The following is an 18,735-nucleotide window of genomic DNA, read 5'->3' as shown; positions in this document are numbered from 1 at the left end:
TATCGTGAACGCACCCTCGGCCCGTGGGGCTCGAGAGCGCTCCCCTCAACGACTCTGAAACAAGACACCCTGGAGGCTTCCCATGGCTTACGTGACCACCGAAGACGGCGCAGAGATCTACTTCAAGGACTGGGGCAGCACCGACGCCCAGCCCATCGTGTTCCACCACGGCTGGCCCCTCTCGTCGGACGACTGGGACGCCCAGATGCTGTTCTTCCTCAGCAAGGGCTTCCGCGTCATCGCGACCGACCGCCGCGGACACGGCCGTTCCTCGCAGATCGGCACCGGCCACGACATGGATCACTACGCGAGCGATGTGAACGCGGTCGTCGAGCACCTCGACCTGCACAACGCGATCCACATCGGACACTCGACGGGCGGCGGCCAGGTGGCCCGCTACGTCGCGAAGTACGGCGAGCCCCAGGGCCGCGTCGCCAAGGCCGTGCTCGTGTCGTCCGTGCCGCCGCTCATGGTGCAGACCGACGCGAACCCCGAGGGCACGCCGATCTCGGTGTTCGACGGCTTCCGTGAGGCGCTCGCCGCCAACCGTGCCGAGTTCTTCGAGGCCGTCGCATCCGGTCCCTTCTACGGCTTCAACCGCGAGGGCGTCACGCCCTCGCAGCCAGTCATCGACAACTGGTGGCGCCAGGGCATGACCGGCAGCGCCCTCGCCCACTACCTGGGCATCAAGGCGTTCTCCGAGACCGACCAGACCGAGGACCTCAAGGCCATCACGGTTCCCGTGTTCGTCATCCAGGGCGACGACGACCAGGTCGTCCCGTACAAGGATGCGGCGCTCAAGCAGCACGAGCTGCTGCAGAACTCGACGCTGAAGATCTACGAGGGCTACCCGCACGGCATGCTGACCACGCACGCCGATGTCATCAACCCCGACATCCTGGCCTTCATCCAGGAGTGACCCCCTGACACCCGACCCCGACCCCGCCGCCTGCGGGGCCGGGGTCGGCTGTCGTCCGGGTGTGGCAGGCTTGCGATCAGCACCCCCTTTCCCTCCCGAAGGATCGTCATGCCCATCGCCGCCGATGACCCCCGCCTGCTCTCGCCGTACATCGCCAAGGCGACCCGCTACGACGATGTGCCGTTCGCGCGCGCCGGCGCCAGCGGGGTGCGCCTGCCCCGTGTCTCACTGGGGCTGTGGCAGAACTTCGGCCGCGGTCGCTCGATCGAGGCGCAGCGCGAGATCCTCCTCCACGCGGTCGACCGCGGCGTGGTGCACATCGACCTCGCCAACAACTACGGCCCGCCCTACGGCGCTGCCGAGACGACGTTCGGCACCGTGCTCGAGAGCGACCTGCGTCGCTACCGCGACGAGCTGTTCCTGACGACGAAGGCCGGCTACGACATGTGGCCGGGGCCGTACGGCGACGGCGGGTCGCGCAAGTACCTGATGCGATCGCTCGACCAGAGTCTCACGCGGATGCGCACCGACTACGTCGACGTGTTCTACTCCCACCGTGTCGACCCCGACACGCCCCTCGAAGAGACGATGCAGGCGCTCGTCGACATCGTGCGGAGCGGTAAGGCGTTGTACGTCGGCATCTCCAACTACCCGGCCGAGCTCACACGTCGCGCGCACGCGCTGCTCGCCGCCGAGGGCGTGCGCCTGCTCGTGCACCAGCCCCGTTACTCGCTGTTCGACCGCACTCCCGAGGCGGAGCTCTTCCCGGCCTTGCGGGAGCTGCAGGTCGGCAGCGCCGTCTTCTCGCCGCTGGCGCAGGGGCTGCTGACCGCCAAATATCTCGATGGCACGGTCCCTGCCGACTCGCGTGCCGCCGACAGCCACTTCCTCAACAGCAGCGCGCTCACCGACGACTACCTGCGCCGCATCCGGGGCATCGACGGCATCGCGCAGGATGCGGGCCTGTCGATCCCGCAGCTCGCGGTCGCGTGGGTGCTGCGCGACGAGGTCGTGACCACGGCGATCATCGGCGCCTCGCGCCCGGGTCAGATCGATGACGCGATCGCCGCGAGCAAGGCCGAGCTCTCGCCCGAGGTCGTCGCCGCTCTCGATGAGTTCGCCGCGCCCGTCGGCGGCTCGGTCAACTGACGCGGGTTCACCCGCGGGCAGCCCGCCCGCGGCAGGATGGGACGCGGAGGCAGGAATGTCGCGAAACGACCAGAAGAAGCTGGCGCAGCACCGCCGGATCGTGGAGCTGCTCGAAACCGAGCCGCTCTACGTGATCACCCGGGCGCTGCAGAACGTGCCGCGCAAGCGCGAGACCACCGAGGGCGGAGCGCGTGCCGCCGTCGAACGGTGGAATGCGCTCCTGCGCACCCACGACGTCGACGGTCTGCGACGGGCGCTCCTCGGCGACGACGACGAGAGTCGTGCCATGCGCAACAACTCCGTGTTCGGGGGGATCGTGCCCCGCGACGAGGACGCGGCGTGAGCCGTCTGCTCGTCGGCATCGAGACCGGCGGCACGAAGATCGTGTGCGCGGCGGCGCCGGAGGGGGACCCTCGCCGCATCCTGAGCCGCAGCTCCGTGGCGACCGGAGAGCCCGACACCACGCTCGCCGCGGTGGGCGACTTCATCCGGACGCTCGACGGCGAGATCGCCGGGGTCGGGATCGCGGCCTTCGGTCCGCTCGATCTCGACCCCGCCTCGCCCGCCTACGGTTCCATCACCTCGACACCGAAGGCAGGCTGGGACGGCGTCGACGTGCTGGGCCGCATCCGCGACGCTGCCGCCGGCGCTCCCGCACGGATCACGACCGACGTCACGGGCGCCGCCCTGGGCGAGCTGCAGTGGGGCGCGGCGCAGGGCGCGAGCGACGTCGCCTACGTCACCGTCGGCACGGGAGTGGGGGCGGGGCTCATCGCCGGAGGCCGCGTGCTGGTGGGCACCGGCTGGCCCGAGATCGCGCACCTCCCCGTCGCGCGGCACCCCGACGACACCTTCGCCGGTAGCTGCCGCTTCCACGGCGACTGCCTCGAGGGCGTCGCGTCGGGCCCTGCCGTCCGCGCGCGCAACGGCATCGACACCCAGGAGCTGGATGCGGCCGCCCGCGCGAAGAGCAACGAGATCACCGCGTTCTATCTCGCCCAGCTCGCCGCGACGCTGTACTTCACGCTGGGCATCGAACTGATCGTGTTCGGTGGCGGCGTGCTCAAGACGCCCGGGTTGATCGAGGCGCTGCAGGAGGCTGCAGCCGTGCGCGTGGGTCCGGCCGGGGCGCGGGGCTCGTCGCGGGACCTCGCGATCGCCCGCACCGAGCTCGACGGCGAGGCGGGACTCTACGGCTCGCTGTTGCTCGCCGAGCAGGCCGCCGCCGGCTGAGCGGTTCGCAGGGGCGTCTCTACGCGGCGCGCTGCGCTCGCCGGTCGAGGCCTGCCTGCATCGCCACGACCGCCAGGACGACGGCGGCGCCGGCGGCGGCCAGCAGCACCGGGCCCAGGACGTCGCCCGTGGGCGTGGTGGCGGTGCCTGCCGCATCCTGCCAGGGCCAGAGGGCGCGCAGGGATCCGAGCATGAGTCCGGTCATGATCGCGAGCATCGCCGCGTGGAAGCGGGCGAGCAGCATCCGCAGGATGTTGACGAACAGGCTGAGGCCGACGATCGCGCCGATCGCGAAGGCGAGGATGTAGGGCACGTTGCGCTCGTTCAGGGCGACGAGCGTCGTCTCGTAGAGCCCGAACACGAGCAGCAGGAAGGCGCCCGACAGGCCGGGAAGCACGAGGGCGCAGACGGCGACGGATGCGGCGAGGGCGACGATCACGAGCGGCGGATCCTCGAGGGTTCCCGAGGGAAGCCCGGTGAGGAAGAAGGCGGCGACCGCCGCGGCGAGGGCGACGACGGCCAGGCGCCAGGTCCAGTCGCGTCCCAGCATCCGGATCGGGATGAGCAGGGATGCGGCGATCATGCCGCCGAACACCGCGCGGGTCTCGGTCGGGAACTCCTGCACGAGCGGGGCGAGGAGTTTCGCGCCCAGCACGACTGCGAGCACCATGCCCAGCAGCACCGGCGCGACGATCCGCCAGCGCACGGCGCGGAAGTGGGATGCGGCGCGGGCGAGGCCCTTGCGACGGAAGACATCAGTGAGCGCGAGCGTGCCGCGCACGACGTGGCTGGCCGCTTCGATGAGCGTGGCGTACACGCCCACGATGAGGGCGACCGTGCCGCCGCTGACCCCCGGAACCACCTCCACCGCGCCGATCAGCGTGCCGCGGACGAGATCCACGGCGGGTCGGAGGGGTGAGCGTCGGTCGGCAAGGGTGTCGGCCATACCTCCCTACGCTACGCGAGGGGCCTGTGAGGGGCCTGCTCGGGCAGGATGGAACCGCATCCCGAATGCGACGAGAGGTGGACGGTCATGGCCGCGGGGGACTGCTGAGGCCGACCATCTCGATTTGCGCGCGCGAGTTCTCTGGAATAGGTTGGTGACAACATTCGGGCCCATCCAGCCGCAAGGCTGGGTGGGTTCTTCGTTTCTGGGGGCAGGATGAAGGACTGGATCAACCTCGCCGCACAGGTGCAGAAACACCGCGACCGGGGGCTTCAGCTCGACGGCGTTTCCGAGAAGAAGTTCGGCCTGTTCCTGTACTCGAGCAACTACTACCGAGTCAGCGGGTATGCGCGCTGCTTCTATGAGCCGGGTGAAGACCGCTATGCCTCTGGCGCGACCGCATCGAGACTGATGGATGTCTATGATCTAGACCGAGCTGTGCGTAACGCGGTTCTCGATGGCGTCTCTGTCGTCGAGCCGACTCTGCGTGCTCGTGTGGCCTACCACGTCGCCGGCGCTGTCGGCGGTGACGGTCACCTCGCGGCGAGCCTCTATCTTCCCGACTCATTTCCGGACCCGACTGACGAGCGGGCAATGGGGCAGCACGCAGCTGAGACGAAGAACCGAAACACAGTTCTTGCCGCGTTCGAAGAACTCCGGACGCGCAGCGAGCTCTTCATCCGGCACCACATCGAGAAGGAGGAGACTGTCCCTCTTTGGGCGGCAATCGAGGTGCTGTCCATCGGCACGTTCTCCCGCATGCTTCGCGCCCTGAGGGATAAGTCGGTTCTCGAACCAGTTGCGAAGTCGCTCGCATTCGAGGACATCCCCAAGCTCCTCCAGGCCGTGCAAAACATCGCCTTCATCCGGAACATCGCCGCTCACCATGGCCGGCTGTGGAACCGAAAGTTCACCGGATATGTGACGTTGCCCTCAATCGCGATGAAAGTGAAACGCGACTTCCTGCACCCGCAGACACCCGCAGCGGCCCTCACACTCCTCGCAGGAATGGTGGACCAGATCGAGGGCAGTAATGCCTACTCGACTCACTTGCTTGACCTCGTTCATTCAGTGACTGGACTCGAAGTCGGGTACTACCAGCCGACCCTCTGAAGTAGGTGAACCGGGCGCGCAAGCGTCAGGGACGGGCGGAAGGCCTGCGGTTCTGCGTCGAGGCTGTCGATGCGGGCGTCGAAGTCTTCCCCGATGACCTCCCGCCACGGACAGGTCTCCGCGCGCTGACGAAAGTTCAGCGTCATGGCGAGCGGTTCGCTGCCTAGACGTCGACCCCCGGCGTCACGGAGATAGCCGCCGCCTATCAGTCCGTAGGAGGGGATGTTCTCAGGCAGGTCGTCGGGTCGGAGGGGGTGGATCTCCTTGAAGTGGACAGGACAGTGCCTCTTGCGAAGAATTCGTCAGGCTCGTCGCCCAAGCGCTGCCAATTCACTGCTAAGAGATCACCTGCATGATTCGTTCACGCAGGAACTTCCCCTGCGGCAGGTCATAGCCCATGTTTCGGTCCAGCGCGGCCAGGGACTCTACGTCATCATCGTCGAGCACGATGATGAGGCCGTTGCCGGCGTGGAACGCGTCGCGGGCGCGGGCGAGCGCATCCTTCTTGTCGTCCACGCGACGGCAGAGTAAGAGCCCCACCCTCGTTCCCTGTGTGGAGAACCTTGCGGCGAGTTGGTCGAACTCCCTGTTCTTCGGATCGTCGTTGTAGTTCTTGCACTCCACATAGATAAGCGGTGCGCCGTAGCGGAGGTGCAGCCAGTTGAAGATGCCCGTCCGCGCGATGTTCAGGTAAGAGATATCGACGCGTTTGCGGCCCTGATAGATCTCTTGCTCCAGCTTCACACGGAACAGTGAGGCCACAAATATGTCATCGAGGATATCGGCGACGGTGTGGTGGTAGGCGGTCGCGGCCTTAGCTCCGGGCTTGATGGCACGCATCTTCTTGACCGCGGGGGAAAGGTCGATAGGGATGTCCAAGCGCAAGTTCGTGCTGTGGAGCACGCTCAGGTCGATCGTGGACACTCCCGAAAGGATCGCCATCGCCACGGTGTTGTCATCGCGGAGATCCACCAGTTGCAGGGCCGATGAGTCCAGGACCTGATCCATGAGACCTCGCGAGCGCAGTTCCTCTCGCACCGCCACGTAGTCGAGGTTCCCGAAACGATTGTCCAAGCCGTGAGCGGCGGTCAGTACAGACATGTTGGTAACGAACCCTGCGTGGAACTCAAACGCGAAGCTAGAGAAGTACGCGCGATTGATCACATTCCCAATACGCATCCCGATGGTGGCCGGCGCGTCTGGGGGTGCGACGAGCGGTTGGACGTACTCAGGAGTGAACGCCCGCCCACCCAGTGCTACCGGAGCCTGCGCCCATCTTTCTGCGAATCCTGAGTCGAGTGCGTCGCGTGCGCGCCCGAACACGTCCGCTTCGAAGTCCGGTTGCGAGGCAACGTCGAACCACCCTTTGGTGATGTCTCGGGTCGCGCTCTGGTTTCGAGGGCTGAACGGAGGGAGCGTGGCGTTGCCGTCGCGGAAGTTGGTGTACGCCGAGAACTGTGCGCCGCCGGGGTCATACGTGAGCAGCTTGCTTTCGATGAACTCGTCGACGCCCGTCGCGCCGCCGACGAGTTTCACCGCCCCTGTGGTGAACAGCGGCTGCAGTTCGTCGATGATCCTCCGGCACAGCGGTGACTCGAAGTAGGACGATGCAGGGATGAGCACCTGCCGCGCGGCAAGAATCGCGATTCTCGTCGCAAGGACCATCTCTTCGTAAAGTTGAACCTTGTCAACGCGGCTCGCGGTCGCTTCGAGGTAGTGGGTGTCGAAGAAGTGCAGGAAGATGCGGTCGAGCGCCGGCATTCGACCGGTGCCTACGCGCTTCGAAGTGATCGGCGCCAGGGAGTGCGGTGAAGCTCGGTTTCGATCTGTGCCAGTTCGCCGTGCAATTCCGTCGCGCCCCATGCGCGGAGTTCTTCGGAGTAGCGACGCGGGCTGCCCTGCCACAGGTAGATTCGCCGGTCGCTGGCAAAGGCCACGGCGATCTCCGCGAACGCGTTGGGGCCTATGTAGTCCAGCTCCCCGTCCTTGTCGACGTTCACGACGAGAACGGCGTACGTGTGTTCCGCGCGGATGGAATCGAAGTGCTTCTTGGATGCCGAGCGCTTGGCCTCGTCGACCTCATCGGTACTTGCGCGAAGCGGCAGAGCATCGGGCTCGGGGAGGATCGCGTCGACGCCATGGGCAACGAGCATGCGGTGCACTTCCTGCATCGTGTCGTAGGCGCGCATAGAGCCGCAGATGACGAGCCTGTTGGGGTCACTCATAGCTGTAGTCACCGGTCAGAAGCCTCCGCTCGAGCAGTGCGTGTTCATCTTCACTTGCGTGGACTGAAGCGATCTCTCGTGATTCCAGTATCCGCCGTGCGAGTTCGTCCGGCTCAACGACATGCTCACCGGGCACGTGAATGGGGAGGTCCAGGGGGCGCTCGCTGAAATAGATCGGACGTCCGGCCTGGGTGGCTCGGCCCACCTCGTACGCGGTGGTGCGCCCAACATACCCACCTACGGCGACAACGTACACAGCACGGGCTCGAAAGATTCTGTGCAGCGCCACCGTCTGAACGTGGGGATCCGACAGATCCATACAGTCGGTCGCGAACCGAACGAAGTCCTGGCCTGGATCGAGGACGGGTGAGCCAAGCGGGGTCGTCACTTCGACGCCATGCGAGTCGAAGATGGCCTTCGCCCCGCAGATCGCCTCATAGTGCTGTCGAAAGCTCCCAACGAGCGCGACCGATGGTCTCATCGCCGTGTCATCGTCCATCGTTCCCCCCTCCGTCGAGGCTACTGTCTTGGACCGACGGACACATGCTCAGTACCCTGCGGCGCGTCTCGGAGGGCGATTGGGGCGCACGCGTGGCCGGAGTTGAAGCTCTAGACGGTGGGCGGCGAACCTGCGAGCCGACGCAGCGGGGCCATGGGAAGTGACCCGGTGGGGCTGCACGGGCGTGTAAGCGCGAAGCATCAGGCGCAACTTGACTTCCGGTCAAAGTGCGTCCGAAGCGGCAGCCTGAGGACTCGAGCCGCGGTCCGCTAGCTTCCGCACCCTCAACGTCGTTCTGGGCGCAAGATGGCAAAGTCGCACGACGTACCGTAGTCGCCGAATCGCCGGATGGAAAATGAATCAAGAGTGTTCGTTTCATGTTTGCCGATAAAGTGCTAATGTCGGATCGAAGCAGATGTTTAGGGGACTTATGAGCGCGATGCATGGACTTGGCGGAAGCGAGTGGTTCCGGGCTCGGTTCGGCGATGCCGCACCCGCCGTGGCGGAAGCTCTCATCCGAGCGGGCCGATCCGCGCACGACACATCCGCCGACACCAAGGCGACGAGCGGGTTGCCGACGGACGAGCCGTACGGCGCGACCTTCTGGCAGGTGCTCGCTCTTGGCGTTGTGGAAGAGCTCGCTGAGGTCCAAAACGTGCGCAAGATCCGCCCAAAGGGCAGTCGCTTCTACCTGCCAGTCGTCGGAGGGACGACCATTTACGTGGCGAAGTGTGCCTCTCAGTCCGGCCCCGAGGCTGATCGCCTCATCATCCGCTGGTCGCAGTTCCGTGACGAACTGCTGTCCGATGTCGAGCGGCGCCCGGAGGAGTACCTCCCCCTCGCGGAGTGGCATGACGACGCGGACGCCGAAGAGCTTGCCTCCCCCACATCTGAAGCTGAGGCTGTCGTGCTCGTCGCTTTCGTCGCGAGTGATCGTGCCGGCCTCGAGCGGATCCATATCGGCGATGGCTACCTCGATGCCCACGGTGCCGTGATCTGGATCCACCACGAAGAGCTGCCTGTCGCGGTTGAGATCGATCTCAAAGCAACCGAGGAGACGAGAGAGCCGCGCCGCTTTGACGAGGCGCCGATGAAGAACCTGGATATGGGTGTGCGCGGCGACGATGATGAGCTCGCAGCGGGTAGCAAGTGAGGCCGATCACGGGGGGCATGCAGACCGCGGACGCAGCTACCGTCGCGCGCACGTTCGACCCCGAGCGACTGCAACAGGCCCGGCAGCTCGCTCTGCGGACGAAACAGGACGTGGCGGAAGCCGTCGGCGTGTCAGCTGCAGCCATCGGTCAGTTCGAGTCCGGCATCACGCCGCCGAGAGCAGACACGCTCGAGAAGCTTGCAGGGTACTTGAAGGTGCCGGTGGGATTCTTCGCTGCTGGACGACCCCGGGTCCGACTCGAATCCGACAACGTCTACTTTCGGAGCCTGCGAGCCACGACTTCCCGGCAGCGGAAGAAGGCGATCTCCTATACGGAACAGGTGTGGGAGCTCGCGAACGCTCTCGAGCGGCACGTGCGATTCCCAACCATCGACATTCCTGGGTTCGCCGGCGGGGAGATCGCACCAGGCACGTTCCCTGCGGACCCCGCAGCCGCTGCTAGGCATCTACGAGAGGCCTGGAACATGGGCGATGGGCCGGTGCCCCAGGTCGTCAGGCTGGCGGAGTCGAAGGGGATCGTTGCCGTCCTCGTCCCGATGGTCGAGGACGAAGTTGCCCGTATCGACGCCTTCTCTACCTCAGCCTTCAACCGACCCGTCATGGTGCTCTCGCCCGACCGCGCAGACGATGTCTACCGCCATCGGTTTAGCGCCGCACACGAGCTCGGCCACCTGGTGCTTCACGGCGGACGCGTGGCTGGCACCACTGACATCGAGCGGGAGGCCGACAAGTTTGCGGCCGAGTTCCTCACCCCGCGCGCCGCGATGGAGACTCGACTGAAGAGCCGGTTAGACATGGCCGATGTGCTGAAAGTGAGTCTGGAGTGGGGCGTTGAGCCGAAGTCGGTGATCTACCGAAGCCGTGAACTCGGGAAGATCTCCGACGCCACTGCACGCCGAGGCTACATTCGCCTCAACCAGACCGGCGTCGTGCACGAGCCGGTCGCGCAGTTCCCGGGCGAGCTTCCCTCATTGCTCTCAACGGCTGTGGAACTTGCGGAACAGCGCGGCGTGACGATCCCGGAGCTTGCTGCCGAACTTGCGTGGACGCCCGCGCACGTCCGCCGCATGCTCGGGGCGCAGGACGAACGTCCCCGGCTGACACTCCTTGACTAGGCGCGCAAGAAGGAGACTTCGCTCGGTACTTCGTTCCGCCGGACTACTCGTCCGAGCTGAACTTTGATGCAGTGCGAGAGGGGTGGCAGGCGACGGTGGACGACATCGCTGCGGAAGTGAGTGTGCGATTGACTGGCAAATAAGCCCTTCTCCCGCATCTGGGCATAGGGGTGGCTTGGCCCCAGAACGAACCGGGGTGCTCGCCGCGCCGAGGATTGCCGGATGTCTCAGGTTTCGAGTGACGCGTAGTAGCGCTGGTACTCGAGCAGCTTGGTGTGGAGCTCGAAGCCGGCGGACCCCAACTCGTTGGTCATCGCGGTGTGCTGCTGATAGACCTTCTGACTCACGTGCTGATCAAGCCTCGTTGTGTAGTAATCGCCGTCAGTGGACACGATCTGCTGAAGCTTGGTGAGCCACTGAGTCGCCGCTTCGGAGAGATCCGTCAGGTGATGACTCAGCGTCACGTCGTGCGCAGAACGCGTTCGTGGCAGGTTAGCGAGTTCCTCCATCTTGCTCACCGGTTCATGGGGGATTTGGTACGGGAAGAAGAGCGACAACATATCGAGAGCCTCGGCGTCAGATGCGTACTCGTAGAGCTGACGCGCGAGTCCTCGGTCCACCTCGCTAAGCGGAGCTGCGTGCCGCAGCGCTGTCTCTAGTTCACGGATCCGAGCATGTGCGGCGACGTTCTCAGTTTGCGCTATGACGACATCGGCTCGTGCAACCACAAGCTCTTCAGCAACGCCCTCTTTCTCGATCCTAACTGCAGCGATCCGAGCGACGAGGAGCAAGGCGACGATGATGAGTGTCGCAACCGCTACCCACAGGATCCAAGGCGCGTGCTCGTTGACCCAGCTGCCGATCTGAAGCACCCCGAGAAGGATCGTCACCACAGTCGCGACAGCTCCGACTGTGGTCCAGAGCGGCCGGAAGACGAACCGTTTGGGAGTCTGAGGCATGGGCTGAGAATAGCCATCGGCGGGATTGCGGCTGTTCCATTGGTGGGAGTTTCTGACGGGCCGGTGCGGAAATACGGCCCGTATCGGTCGACAGGCCCGGAAACTTAGGTCCGACCTAACTTCAGAATGTCTGAAGTAGTCCTGGAACTGACATATGGAGGCGCTCACGGTCTCCACCGCCTCCACCCGCGGCTGCGCCGCGCGCGGAGCCTCGGCGTCGTGGGCCCAATCGAATACGCGGGCTGCGCCCGCTTTCGATTCCCGCGGCGCCGGATACATGCAGAACGCGGCCCGGACGAGCCGGACCGCGTTCTGCATCAGAGGGGCTGACGGTCCCCGACGCTTCTCCACGTCCCGCTGCGCGGGCCGCGGAGCCTCTGCGTCGTGGGCCCAATCGAATACGCAGGCTTCGCCTGCTTTCGATTCCCGCGGCAAACACGAAAACAGAGAGGGGCTGACGGGAATCGTCCCCACCGCCTTCTCCACCCGCGGCTGCGCCGCGCGCGGAGCCTCTGGCGGCGTGGGCCCACCCAAGGGTTCGATTCGCTCAACCAATAGATGCACGAAGCGGCCCGGACAAGCCGGACCGCTTCGTGCATTCTGAGGGGCTGACGGGAATCGAACCCGCGCTGTCTGCTTGGGAAGCAGAAGTTCTGCCATTGAACTACAGCCCCGGGGGTACGCGGCCAGCATAGCAAAGGGCATTGCTCGCTAGGCTGGGCTGGTGCTGCTCTCGGATCGCGACATCAAGCAGGAACTCGCCGACGGACGCATCGGGCTGGAGCCCTCCGATCCTGAGATGGTGCAGCCCTCCAGCGTCGACGTGCGCCTCGACAGGTACTTCCGCCTGTTCGACAACCACAAGTACCCCTTCATCGACCCCGCCGAGGACCAGCCCGAACTCACCCGGCTGATCGAGGTGCGCCCCGACGAGCCGTTCATCCTTCATCCGGGCGAGTTCGCGCTCGGCGCCACCTTCGAGCGCGTCACCCTGCCGGACGACGTCGCCGCCCGCCTCGAGGGCAAGTCCTCGCTCGGACGCCTCGGCCTACTGACCCACTCCACGGCAGGCTTCATCGACCCCGGCTTCACGGGACACGTGACCCTCGAACTCTCCAACGTCGCGACCCTGCCGATCAAGCTGTGGCCCGGCATGAAGATCGGCCAGCTCTGCTTCTTCCGCCTCAGCTCGCCCGCCGAGAACGCCTACGGCTCCGGCCCCTACGGCAACCGCTACCAGGGCCAGCGCGGGCCGACCGCATCCCGCTCCTCGCGCAACTTCCACGTCACCGACGTGGGAATTACGGATGCGGGAGCCGCCGGCAGCTGACCCGGTTCAGCCTCGCGTGCGGTCGCGGCCGAGCGTCGCCGCCATGCGCGCGGCCTGCCGCAGCGTGAGCTGAGGCAGGTAACACCGTACGAGCGCGAGTCCCGTCGCCGGCAGCGCCGCCGAATCGGCCACCACGAGCCACACGGGCGAGAAGTCCGGCTGGAACTTGCGCTTGAAGCTGTGCAGTGAGCGAAACCCGTAGCCCGGCTCCAGCAGCGAGCCCGCGAGATCGAGCATGCGCTGCACCGCATCCGATTCCGCGCCCGCCTCGGCCGTGTACGCCAGGGGTGCACCCGACAGGCTCAGCGTCTGCAGCCCCTCCTCCTTGAGTTGCACGACCACCGCGCCGATGACGAACTCCATCACGCCGTTGAACGCCTCGTGCCGCCGACGCATGACATCCAGCACGTAGCCGCGGAGTCCTTCGGGGCCGTACAACGGCAGCCAGCTCGTGATCGCCTCGATGCGGCCGTCCTCGGCGATGGCGAGCATGAGGCGCACATCCGGATCGTCGACCTGGTCGAGCCCACCGAGGGTGAACTCCATCTCGGGGAGCTCCTTGTCGGCCAGCCACGACTCCGACAGCGTGCGCAGCTGCAGGTGCTGCGCGATGCTGAGGTCTGCCCAGCGTGTCCACACCGCCGTCACGCCCTCGCGCGCCGCCTTGTTCGTCGCCGTGCGGATGTCCTGCCGCTTCTTGCCCGCCGGGGTCCACTCCTGCGCATCGAGCAGCGCCTCCTCGGCGATCCGCAGCCGGTACCACCCCCGCGACGCGAGCTCGGCGCTGGGCCCATCGCTCACGCTGTAGAACACCGGCCGCCAGCCGTTGTCGCCGCAGAACGCCGCGAACTGCTCGAACACCCGCACGTCCGCGAACGCCGGGCCGAACGGTCCGCCCACCGTGACGGCGACGTTGTGGTGAACCTGATACGCGATCGCGGCGGTGCCGTCGGGCGAGAACCAGTAGGAGTTGCCGGGCCAGGTCGACATGAAGCTGAACGAGTCCCCGCCGCCCGCGCGCAGCAGCTCGCGCGCACGGATGCGGTCGTCCCGCTCGCCGACGGCCGCGGGCGCGAAGATCAAGTACGCCGTCGCAAGTACCGCCCCGGCCCAGAAGATCGCGGGCGGCAGGTACCAGAAGATGCGCGCCTCGAAGGTCTCCGGCACGAACGAGACGACGTCGGGCGGCAGCAGCGTCGGAGGGATGAAGCGCAGCGGCAGAGCGAGCAGGATGTCGCCGAGATCGATCACCGGATCGTGGCCCTCGCGCGTCAGCACCTGTCCCGCGGTCGCGATGAGCGCGGTGAGCACCGTCGCGGTTCCCAGCACCACGAGGTAGCGTCGCCGCGCGGCGGGGCTCGAGGTCACGCGGAGATGCCGTCGGAACACCAGCAGTGCGATCGTCGTGCCGAGCGGCGCGACAGCGGCCAGCAGGGCGCCGGAGATCGTCTGCCAGACGTAGGTCTCCGCATCCGTCCCCTGATACGCGGCGATGTCGGCCACCGTCTCGGGCTGCAGCGTGATCCACTGCACGATGATCCAGCCGAACACGGCCGCGTTGAGCACGACCGCGATCCACAGCGCCGCCCGCCGGCCGCGGAGGATGCCCCAGGCCGCGATCAGCGCGATGATCATCGGCAGCAGCGCGATCCAGCCCGCGGCGGGGAACACCTCGGCCGCCGTCGTGTACTCGGACGGGCAGTCGACCGCGGAGCCGAACGCGCACGTCGTGCCGTCGACCACGACGACGGGATCGATGCTGAGGAACCCGTAGAACGACAGCAGGCCCGTGCCGGACCCGAACCACGTCGCGATGACGGGTCCGATGCCGCCCACGGCCACGAGGGACGCGAGCAGCACGCGGATCTCGTGGTGCGAGCTGCGCACGACCAGGGTCTTCGCCCGTCGCCCGCCGAGCAGGAAGCCCACGCCGAGTCCGACCGGCAGCGCCACGAGGATGAAGAGGCTGTCGGCATCGCCGCGGTAGAGAAAGAGCACGCAGACGGCGAGAAGGGATGCGAGGCGTACCCGCCGTCGCCAGAGAGCCCCGATGAAACAGCTCGCCGCCATCGCGGTGCACACGATCGCGGCCAGCGGGGTCAGCGTGAAGAAGAAGACGTCGTTGAGCGGCAGGAAGGCCAGGAAGTGCTCCTCGAGCAGCCCCACCGCGATCGAGACCGAGGTGACGAGCACGCCGCCGACGACATAGGCGATCGCCGCCCGAGCCGTGCCCATGACCCGTTCGGCCTGACCCACCACGATGGTCGCGAGCACCAGCGTCGTCAGCAGCTCCGGGACGGAGCCCGTGACGAACATGGGGGTGATCGCCGACCACCAGCGGAAGTCGTCGAACGAGTCGTTCCACGGCGGGAGCAGGCCCGTGTCCGCATCCGGGGGAGAGGTGATGACGATCTGCGCGACGCCCGTCACCAGCATCACCAGAAGCAGCGCGGTCGTGAACGGATGCCGCCGCAGCCACGCGGCCACCGCCACGGCGATGCCCCGCATCCTGCTCAGAGGAGATTCCGAGACGGATGCGGGTGGAGCCGTGGACATGGCGTCATTGTCGCAGGAGGACCTTTCGAACCTCTGCGCGCCACAGTTCTGGAGAGAGCCCTAACCTGGATCGAGAAACGCGACCACGGGGCCGGGAGACGACACGATGACTGTGCAGGAAGTGATCTCGGAGTACGACGTGCTGGGAAGCCCTCCCGACGCGCTGCGCTCGGTGGTCGAGCTCGCCGCCTTCGTCGCCGAGGTCCCGATGGCGACGATCAACATCATCACCGACGACGCGCAGCATCAGCTCGCCGCCGTCGGGTTCGATGCGGACATCTGCCGCCGCGAGGACTCGATGTGCGCGCTCAATCTGCACCTGGGGCAGCCCGTCGCCGTCGCGGACGCGAGCGCGGATCCGCGCTACCGCTCGAACCCGTTCGTGACGGGCGACCTGGGGTCCGTCCGCTTCTACGCCAACCATCCGCTCGTGCTCGCGGGGGAGACCATCGGCACACTGTGCGTCTTCGACACCGTGCCCCGCGAGATCGACGAGCACCGCACGGCGTTGCTCGCCGTGCTCGCCGCGCGGATCGTCGACATCCTCGAGCTCGAACGGCGCACGCGCTACCTGCACACAGTCCTCCAGCGCGCGGATGAGCTGCGCGACGAGCTGCGTCGCTCGAACGATCACCTGTCCGCGTTCGCCGGTCAGATCAGCCACGACCTCGCCGGGCCCCTCACCTCCGTCACGATGTCGCTGCACCTGCTGCAGGAGCAGTTCGAGGATGAGCTGAAGGTTCCGCCGTCCGTGGAGAACTGGGTCGCCACCGGCATCCGCGGCACGTCCCGGATGCAGGAGATGATCCGCGACATCCTCGCGTTCGCGCGTCTGGGCGGAGTGCTGAACCTCGCCCCGACCGACCTCGGCGCGCTCGCGCACGACGTGCGTGCCGACCTGGGCGTCACCGACGGCGATCCGCGCATCACGATCGGCGAGCTCCCCGTCGTGGCGGGCGACGCCACCCAGCTGCGCGCGGTGCTGCAGAACCTCGTGTCCAACGCGCTGAAGTTCGGCGGGACGGATCCTCGCGTCGACCTGCGCGCGCAGCGCACGCCGGACGGGTGGCGCATCGAGGTTGGCGATCGCGGCCCCGGCATCGACCCCGCCGACGTCGAGCGCGTCTTCGACCCCCTCGTCCGCGCGAACACTGAGGTCGAGGGCACCGGAATCGGCCTCTCCACCTGCCGTCGCATCGTGCAGGCCCACGGCGGTTCGATCGGCATCAAGCCGCGGGAGGGCGGCGGAACCACCGCATGGTTCCAGCTGCCCGCATCCCGCGACTGACGCCGCCACTACCTCGCGGCGCCGCGAGGCACAAGAGGCGAGGGGGCGTCTCGCGCCTCTTGTCTACGGTGGGGTGGTGACAACCGCACCCGAATCGGCCACCCCGCCCGCATCCGCGCCCACGCGAGGAATCGCCCGGTGGGTCTTCTGGCCCGCCGCATCCGTCGTCTTGATCGCCGCAGCATTCGCGATCATCTTCCCGGATGCGGCGGAGGTGTTCTTCGGCACCATCCAGACCGGCATCGTGAACACCTTCAACTGGTACTACGTGCTGATCGCGGCGTTCTTCGTGGCCTTCGCCCTGTTCATGGGCTTCAGCCGCTTCGGTGACATCAAGCTGGGCAAGGACACCGACGAGCCCGAGTTCTCGATCGGCGCCTGGTTCTCGCTCCTGTTCGCGGCCGGAATGGGCATCGGCCTCGTGTTCTACGGGGTGAGCGAGCCGCTCAGCCACTACGTCGACCCCCGCCCCGGTGTGACCGGGACGCCGGAGCAACTCGCGCAGGGCGCGCTCACCCAGACGTACCTGCACTGGGGCGTGCAGGCCTGGGCGATCTACGTCGTCGTCGGGCTCGCCCTCGCATACGCGATCCACCGCCGCGGGCGCCCCATCTCCATCCGCTGGGCGCTGGAGCCCCTGCTCGGGCGCCGCGTGCGCGGCGGGTGGGGCAACGCCATCGACGCGATCGCGCTGTGCGGCACGATCTTCGGCGTCGCGACCTCGCTCGGCCTCGGCGTGCTGCAGATCGGCTCCGGGCTGCAGGCGACCGGCCTGCCCGAGCCCGACACGCTCATGAACGTGCTGATCATCGCCGTCATCACCGTGTTCGTGCTCTTCTCGGTGCTGTCCGGCGTGACCAAGGGCATGAAGTGGCTCTCGAGCGCCAACCTGATCCTCGCAGGGGTCCTGCTCGTGTTCGTCCTGGTGTTCGGGCAGACCGAGTACCTCCTGCGCGAGTGGGTGCAGTCGATCGGCGCCTACCTGCAGAACTACGTCGGCCTCAGCTTCACGGTCAGTGCCTTCCAGGGCACCGCGGGCGAGGAGTGGCAGGCGGCGTGGACCTCGTTCTATTGGGGCTGGTGGATCGCGTGGGCTCCGTTCGTGGGCGTCTTCATCGCGCGCGTCAGCCGCGGCCGCACGGTGCGTCAGTTCGTGATGGGCGTGCTGCTGGTGCCCACCCTCGTCGGCATCCTGTGGTTCGCCGTGCTCGGCGGGTCGGGGCTGTACCAGGAGCTGCACAACCCGGGCTCGATGCTCTCCGACGGTGAGGTCGATCTGCAGGGCGCCCTGTTCCGCCTGTTCGAGTTCCTGCCCGGCACTCCCGTGCTGACGATCGGTGCGATCGTGCTGATCGCCATCTTCTTCGTCACCTCCGCGGACTCGGGGGCGCTCGTCATGGCGATGCTCGCGACCGGCGGCAACCCCGAGCCGAAGCGCTGGGTGCGCGTGTTCTTCACCCTCGCCACCGCCGTGCTCGCCATCGCACTGCTGATCGCCGGCGGCCTCACGGCACTCCAGTCCGCCGCCATCCTCATCGCGCTGCCCTTCAGCGTCGTGATGCTTCTCATGTGCTGGGCGACGATCGTCGCTTTCCAGCGCGAGAGGCGGGTGTACGACCGGGCGCAACGCGCACAGCTGCTCGAGCAGATCGGCGACCACTACGGTCTCGAGGTCGAGCAGGAGAACGAGGGCGGGCTGCGTATGCCGGCCTGGATGCGGCGCCCCCGCACTAACGTGAAGGAGTGACAGAGCTCTCCTACCGCGCCGCCCGTCTCTCGGACGTCCCCGCCGAGACCCTGTATCGATTGATGTGGCTGCGCGTCACGGTGTTCGTGGTCGAGCAGGCCGCGGCGTACCCCGAGCTCGACGGGCGCGACCTCGAGCCGGATGCGGAGCTGTTCTGGGCCGAGCAGCAGGGTGAGGTCGTTGCGACCCTCCGCCTGCTGCACGACGAACACACGGGTCACGCACGCATCGGGCGCGTGGCGACGGCCGAGGCCGCCCGTGGGCGGGGCGTGGCTGCCGAGCTGATGACGCGTGCCGTGCTGCGCGCGGGGGAGCGCTGGCCCGGTGCGGCGATCGTCCTCGACGCGCAGGAGCACCTCGCGCCCTGGTACGCGCGCTTCGGGTTCACCGTCGACGGCGAACGTTTCCACGAGGACGGCATCCCCCACGTGCCGATGCGGCGGATCGCCGACTGAGCGGGAATGCGCCGCATCCGTCCGCGT

Annotated in this window: 17 protein-coding genes and 1 tRNA gene; 11 read left to right on the top strand and 7 right to left on the bottom strand. The window is 66.9% G+C overall.

Going from position 1 to position 18,735, the window contains the following annotated elements; all coding sequences use genetic code 11:
* Window positions 1–82: 82 nt before the first annotated feature.
* The 4 genes from LXM64_RS15515 (at window position 83) to LXM64_RS15500 (ending at window position 3,301) form a co-directional block, all read left to right on the top strand.
* Window positions 83–919 (top strand): alpha/beta fold hydrolase, encoded by an 837-nt coding sequence (locus tag LXM64_RS15515; protein WP_234074004.1) that lies wholly within the window; start codon window positions 83–85, stop codon window positions 917–919.
* A gap of 108 nt (window positions 920–1,027) precedes the next feature.
* On the top strand, window positions 1,028–2,068 hold the full coding sequence (locus tag LXM64_RS15510) for an aldo/keto reductase (RefSeq protein ID WP_234074003.1): 1,041 nt from the start codon (window positions 1,028–1,030) through the stop codon (window positions 2,066–2,068).
* A gap of 55 nt (window positions 2,069–2,123) precedes the next feature.
* Complete coding sequence (locus tag LXM64_RS15505) at window positions 2,124–2,411, top strand: hypothetical protein (protein ID WP_234074002.1); 288 nt, start codon at window positions 2,124–2,126, stop codon at window positions 2,409–2,411.
* Entirely contained in the window at window positions 2,408–3,301 is an 894-nt protein-coding gene (locus tag LXM64_RS15500) for an ROK family protein (RefSeq protein ID WP_234074001.1), read from the top strand. Before LXM64_RS15505 ends, LXM64_RS15500 begins: the two co-directional genes overlap by 4 nt.
* Window positions 3,302–3,320: 19 nt before the next feature.
* Here the strand turns inward: LXM64_RS15500 and LXM64_RS15495 are convergent, their stop codons facing one another.
* Window positions 3,321–4,247, bottom strand: coding sequence for a DUF368 domain-containing protein (locus LXM64_RS15495; protein WP_234074000.1), 927 nt, complete (start codon window positions 4,245–4,247; stop codon window positions 3,321–3,323).
* Between the two features lie 216 nt (window positions 4,248–4,463).
* Between LXM64_RS15495 and LXM64_RS15490 the strand changes: the two genes are divergently transcribed.
* Window positions 4,464–5,360: an Abi family protein gene (locus tag LXM64_RS15490; RefSeq protein ID WP_234073999.1), complete on the top strand. Its 897-nt coding sequence runs from the start codon at window positions 4,464–4,466 to the stop codon at window positions 5,358–5,360.
* Window positions 5,361–5,696: 336 nt separating this feature from the next.
* On the opposite strand, the gene LXM64_RS15485 is transcribed toward LXM64_RS15490, so the two are convergent.
* Genes LXM64_RS15485 through LXM64_RS15475 form a run of 3 tightly spaced genes read right to left on the bottom strand, consistent with a single transcriptional unit; the run spans window position 5,697 to window position 8,084 of the window.
* Entirely contained in the window at window positions 5,697–7,121 is a 1,425-nt protein-coding gene (locus LXM64_RS15485) for a hypothetical protein (protein ID WP_234073998.1), read from the bottom strand.
* A gap of 11 nt (window positions 7,122–7,132) precedes the next feature.
* Complete coding sequence (locus LXM64_RS15480) at window positions 7,133–7,585, bottom strand: hypothetical protein (protein WP_234073997.1); 453 nt, start codon at window positions 7,583–7,585, stop codon at window positions 7,133–7,135.
* Entirely contained in the window at window positions 7,578–8,084 is a 507-nt protein-coding gene (locus LXM64_RS15475) for a hypothetical protein (RefSeq protein WP_234073996.1), read from the bottom strand. Before LXM64_RS15475 ends, LXM64_RS15480 begins: the two co-directional genes overlap by 8 nt.
* Window positions 8,085–8,514: 430 nt before the next feature.
* Between LXM64_RS15475 and LXM64_RS15470 the strand changes: the two genes are divergently transcribed.
* Together LXM64_RS15470 and LXM64_RS15465 are read left to right on the top strand one after the other, a co-directional pair.
* Window positions 8,515–9,237 carry a hypothetical protein gene (locus tag LXM64_RS15470; protein ID WP_234073995.1) on the top strand — a complete coding sequence of 241 codons (723 nt, stop codon included), beginning with the start codon at window positions 8,515–8,517 and terminating at the stop codon, window positions 9,235–9,237.
* 17 nt (window positions 9,238–9,254) lie between these two features.
* A complete protein-coding gene (locus LXM64_RS15465; protein ID WP_234073994.1) occupies window positions 9,255–10,373 on the top strand; it encodes an XRE family transcriptional regulator in 1,119 nt (372 codons plus the stop codon).
* 227 nt (window positions 10,374–10,600) lie between these two features.
* Here the strand turns inward: LXM64_RS15465 and LXM64_RS15460 are convergent, their stop codons facing one another.
* Window positions 10,601–11,332, bottom strand: coding sequence for a hypothetical protein (locus LXM64_RS15460; RefSeq protein ID WP_234073993.1), 732 nt, complete (start codon window positions 11,330–11,332; stop codon window positions 10,601–10,603).
* A gap of 603 nt (window positions 11,333–11,935) precedes the next feature.
* Window positions 11,936–12,006, bottom strand: a tRNA-Gly gene (locus tag LXM64_RS15455).
* Window positions 12,007–12,056: 50 nt separating this feature from the next.
* Between LXM64_RS15455 and dcd the strand changes: the two genes are divergently transcribed.
* Complete coding sequence (gene dcd, locus LXM64_RS15450; RefSeq protein ID WP_234073992.1) at window positions 12,057–12,662, top strand: dCTP deaminase; 606 nt, start codon at window positions 12,057–12,059, stop codon at window positions 12,660–12,662.
* 6 nt (window positions 12,663–12,668) lie between these two features.
* Here dcd and LXM64_RS15445 read toward each other — a convergent pair whose 3' ends face one another.
* Window positions 12,669–15,218, bottom strand: a complete 2,550-nt coding sequence (locus LXM64_RS15445; RefSeq protein WP_234073991.1) for a DUF2156 domain-containing protein — start codon at window positions 15,216–15,218, stop codon at window positions 12,669–12,671.
* A 106-nt stretch (window positions 15,219–15,324) separates the two neighbouring features.
* Between LXM64_RS15445 and LXM64_RS15440 the strand changes: the two genes are divergently transcribed.
* The 3 genes from LXM64_RS15440 (at window position 15,325) to LXM64_RS15430 (ending at window position 18,708) form a co-directional block, all read left to right on the top strand.
* A complete protein-coding gene (locus LXM64_RS15440; RefSeq protein ID WP_234073990.1) occupies window positions 15,325–16,506 on the top strand; it encodes a sensor histidine kinase in 1,182 nt (393 codons plus the stop codon).
* Window positions 16,507–16,579: 73 nt separating this feature from the next.
* On the top strand, window positions 16,580–18,253 hold the full coding sequence (locus tag LXM64_RS15435) for a BCCT family transporter (protein ID WP_419144843.1): 1,674 nt from the start codon (window positions 16,580–16,582) through the stop codon (window positions 18,251–18,253).
* Window positions 18,250–18,708, top strand: coding sequence for a GNAT family N-acetyltransferase (locus LXM64_RS15430; protein ID WP_234073988.1), 459 nt, complete (start codon window positions 18,250–18,252; stop codon window positions 18,706–18,708). Before LXM64_RS15435 ends, LXM64_RS15430 begins: the two co-directional genes overlap by 4 nt.
* Window positions 18,709–18,735: the final 27 nt, after the last annotated feature.

It is taken from the genome of Microbacterium binotii, from assembly GCF_021398715.1.
Lineage (GTDB): Bacteria > Actinomycetota > Actinomycetes > Actinomycetales > Microbacteriaceae > Microbacterium > Microbacterium binotii_A.
Note: the sequence above shows the minus strand (reverse complement) of the source record. Positions and strands in the feature narration are given on the sequence as shown.

Excerpts from the sequence above, each read along its gene's own strand:
- LXM64_RS15440 (WP_234073990.1), top strand. The coding sequence starts at position 15,325 with ATGACTGTGCAGGAAGTGATCTCGGAGTACGACGTGCTGGGAAGCCCT.
- LXM64_RS15490 (WP_234073999.1), top strand. The coding sequence starts at position 4,464 with ATGAAGGACTGGATCAACCTCGCCGCACAGGTGCAGAAACACCGCGAC.
- LXM64_RS15460 (WP_234073993.1), bottom strand. The coding sequence starts at position 11,332 with ATGCCTCAGACTCCCAAACGGTTCGTCTTCCGGCCGCTCTGGACCACA.
- LXM64_RS15505 (WP_234074002.1), top strand. The coding sequence starts at position 2,124 with ATGTCGCGAAACGACCAGAAGAAGCTGGCGCAGCACCGCCGGATCGTG.
- LXM64_RS15485 (WP_234073998.1), bottom strand. The coding sequence starts at position 7,121 with ATGCCGGCGCTCGACCGCATCTTCCTGCACTTCTTCGACACCCACTAC.
- LXM64_RS15475 (WP_234073996.1), bottom strand. The coding sequence starts at position 8,084 with ATGGACGATGACACGGCGATGAGACCATCGGTCGCGCTCGTTGGGAGC.
- LXM64_RS15510 (WP_234074003.1), top strand. The coding sequence starts at position 1,028 with ATGCCCATCGCCGCCGATGACCCCCGCCTGCTCTCGCCGTACATCGCC.
- LXM64_RS15470 (WP_234073995.1), top strand. The coding sequence starts at position 8,515 with ATGAGCGCGATGCATGGACTTGGCGGAAGCGAGTGGTTCCGGGCTCGG.
- LXM64_RS15480 (WP_234073997.1), bottom strand. The coding sequence starts at position 7,585 with ATGAGTGACCCCAACAGGCTCGTCATCTGCGGCTCTATGCGCGCCTAC.
- LXM64_RS15515 (WP_234074004.1), top strand. The coding sequence starts at position 83 with ATGGCTTACGTGACCACCGAAGACGGCGCAGAGATCTACTTCAAGGAC.
- LXM64_RS15445 (WP_234073991.1), bottom strand. The coding sequence starts at position 15,218 with ATGTCCACGGCTCCACCCGCATCCGTCTCGGAATCTCCTCTGAGCAGG.
- LXM64_RS15495 (WP_234074000.1), bottom strand. The coding sequence starts at position 4,247 with ATGGCCGACACCCTTGCCGACCGACGCTCACCCCTCCGACCCGCCGTG.
- LXM64_RS15465 (WP_234073994.1), top strand. The coding sequence starts at position 9,255 with ATGCAGACCGCGGACGCAGCTACCGTCGCGCGCACGTTCGACCCCGAG.